Below are 2,762 nucleotides of genomic sequence, written 5' to 3'. Positions count from 1 at the left end.
GTCCCGCCGGCCACCGGTCCCGCCGGCCACCGGTCCCGCCGGCCACCGCGACGGTGCGGTGCCGCCCCGGACCGCGTCCGACAGGACCCGACGCGAGGCCCAGGCCCCATCCCTTCGGAGCGACCACGATGGACATCCCCCTCCCGCCCGGCGGTTACGACATCGCCGTGGTTCTCAACTACTACAAGCCGTACGTCAGCGGGCTGACGACGACCGCCGAGGCGATAGCCGAGTCCCTCGCGGCGCGCGGGCACCGGGTGGCCGTGGTGGCGGCCCGCCACGAGCGCTCGCTCCCGGCCTTCGAGCGGCGCAACGGGGTCGACGTGCTGCGCGCCCCCGTGCTGGCCCGGGTCAGCCGGGGACCGGTGAGCCCCGGCTTCCCGTTCACGGCCGCCCGGGTCGCCCGCCGCTCCCGCGTCGTCAACCTCCACGTACCCATGCTCGAAGCGGGCCTCGTCGCGCGCCTGCTGCGGGGCGCGGCGCCGCTCGTCACGACGTACCACGCGGACATCCCCACCGACGGCGGCCCCGTCGAGGCGCTCGCCGCCCGCGCCGTCGCCTCCTCGGCCCGCGCTGCGATACGGCGCTCCGCGGGCGTGGTGGTCAACAGCGAGGCCGCGGCCCGCCAGTCCCGGCTGCGGGACGCCTTCAGGGGCAGCGCCACGACGGCCATCCCCGCCCCCTGCCACGACCGCTCGGGCGGCAGGCCCCGCTACCGCCGCACCCGGGGGCTGCACGTCGGCTACGCCGGACGCATCCACGCCGAGAAAGGGATCGAGTACCTGATCACCGCGTTCAGGGCGATACCCGACCCGGAGGCCAGGCTGCTGCTCGCGGGCGACCACCTCAACGTGGCGGGCGGCAGCAGCATCGAGCGGGTGCGCCGGGCCGCGGGCGAGGACCCGCGGATCGTCTTCCTCGGACTCCTGTCGGGCGACGAGCTGAAGGACTTCTACGCCTCGATCGACGTCCTCTCCCTGCCCTCCGTGACGGAGTCCTTCGGCATCGTCCAGGTGGAGGGGATGATGGCGGGCGTTCCCGCCGTCACCACGGACAGCCCCGGCGGGCGCGTGCCCATCGCCGCCACCGGCTTCGGCACCCTCGTGCCGCCCCGGGACCCCGAGGCCATCGCCGCCGCGCTCACCGCCCTGGGCGCCCTGCCGCCCGCCGAGCGCAGGGCGGGCGCCGAGCGGGCCCGCCGCCGCTTCGGCCTCGGAGCCTGCATCGACGCCTACGAGGAACTCTTCGCCCGGCTCGGCGGCGGGCGGGCGGAAGTCCTAGGACCAGAGGTCTGGTCCGGGGCGTCTGCGACCATGGAGGAGTGACAGAGATCCCGCGCGGCACGCTGAGCGAGCAGACGTTCTACGAGCAGGTCGGCGGCGAGGAGACGTTCCGCCGCCTGGTGCACCGCTTCTACGAGGGCGTCGCCGAGGACCCGCTGCTGCGGCCCCTGTATCCGGAGGAGGACCTCGGCCCTGCCGAGGAGCGGTTCCGGCTGTTCCTGATCCAGTACTGGGGCGGCCCGCGCACCTACAGCGAGCGGCGCGGCCATCCCAGGCTGCGGATGCGGCACGCCCCGTTCGCGGTGGACAGCGCGGCCCGCGACGCGTGGCTCGCGCGGATGCGGGTGGCGGTGGACGAACTCGGCCTCTCCGCGGAGCACGAGCGCCAGCTCTGGGACTACTTCACCTTCGCCGCCCAGTCGATGGTCAACACCCCGGGCTGACGCGGGGGCCGGGGCGGCCCGCGAGGGTGGCCCCCCGGTACGTGCCGCGGGTCGGGCCCGGGCCGCGCCTCGAAGGCTGCGGCCGGGCCCCCACGTCGGTGCGGGCGTGGCGCGCGGCGGGCGCCCTCAGCCCGTGGGGCCCGCGTAGTGCGCGGCCAGGCGCGCGTGTGCCGCGGCGGGCGCGCCCAGGCGGTCGAGGCCGAGCAGCCCCGCACCCAGCACGGGCGGGGCCGTCACGACGTCCACGACCGCCTTGGGGGCCCTGGCGGCGAGCAGTTCGGCGATCCGGGCGTCCAGTCGCGGATGGCGGGCCGCGAGCACCCCGCCACCGAGCAGCACCGGCGCCGGCTCGTCCAGCAGGCCGAGCTTGCCGAGCGCGACGGAGGCCATCACCACGACCTCTTCCGCCAGCCGGTCCACCAGCGACCCGGCGACCGCGTCGCCCGCCGCCGCGACCCGGAAGAGGACCGGCGTCAGCTCGTGCCGGCGCCGGGGCTCGACGCGGCCCAGGTGCAGCGCCTCGATCAGCTCGTACATCGTGGACAGGCCGAAGTGCGCGGGCAGCGCGCGCATCAGCTCGGTCGGCCCGCCCCTGCCGTCCTCGGCGCGGGCCGCGTGCCACAGCGCCTCGGTCGCGAGGTGGCTGCCGCCGCCCCAGTCGCCGGAGATCTGGCCGATCGCGGGGAACCGCGCTGTACGGCCGTCGGGCAGCATGCCCACGCAGTTGATGCCCGCGCCGCACACGACCGCCACACCGCGCGGCGCGTCGCCGCTCGGCAGGCCCGCCCGCAGCACCGCGAAGGTGTCGTTGCGCACGTCGGTGCTCCCGCCCCAGCCCCGCTCGTGTATCGCCGCCGCCAACTGCTCCTCCTCGACGGGGAGATCGGCGTTGGCGAGGCACGCGGACACGTGCCGTGCCACGCCCGCCGCGGGCCCCCCCCCGGCCCCCCGGGGGGGGGGGGGGGGGGGGGGGCGGGGGGCGGCGGGGGGGGGGGGGGGGGGGGGGGGGGCGGGCGGGGGGGGCGGGCCCGCCCGG

The 2,762-nt window shown here is 77.3% G+C and carries 2 protein-coding genes and 1 pseudogene; 2 read left to right on the top strand and 1 reads right to left on the bottom strand.

From position 1 onward, the window contains the following. The first annotated feature begins 128 nt into the window (after window positions 1-128). Together LCE31_RS30330 and LCE31_RS30325 are read left to right on the top strand one after the other, a co-directional pair. Complete coding sequence (locus tag LCE31_RS30330) at window positions 129-1,325, top strand: glycosyltransferase family 4 protein (protein WP_225019988.1); 1,197 nt, start codon at window positions 129-131, stop codon at window positions 1,323-1,325. After that, complete coding sequence (locus LCE31_RS30325; RefSeq protein WP_225019986.1) at window positions 1,322-1,726, top strand: globin; 405 nt, start codon at window positions 1,322-1,324, stop codon at window positions 1,724-1,726. Before LCE31_RS30330 ends, LCE31_RS30325 begins: the two co-directional genes overlap by 4 nt. Before the next feature lie 126 nt (window positions 1,727-1,852). On the opposite strand, the pseudogene LCE31_RS30320 reads toward LCE31_RS30325, so the two are convergent. After that, window positions 1,853-2,653, bottom strand: a pseudogene (locus LCE31_RS30320) (N-acetylglucosamine kinase); the annotation flags it as partial. Window positions 2,654-2,762 lie beyond the last annotated feature (109 nt).

This window comes from Streptomyces sp. 8L (genome assembly GCF_020176795.1).
Lineage (GTDB): Bacteria > Actinomycetota > Actinomycetes > Streptomycetales > Streptomycetaceae > Streptomyces.
This window is presented reverse-complemented; position numbering and strand designations above follow the sequence as displayed.

What these genes read in the sequence shown, in the direction of transcription:
- LCE31_RS30330 (WP_225019988.1), top strand. Translation starts at nt 129, where the DNA reads ATGGACATCCCCCTCCCGCCCGGCGGTTACGACATCGCCGTGGTTCTC.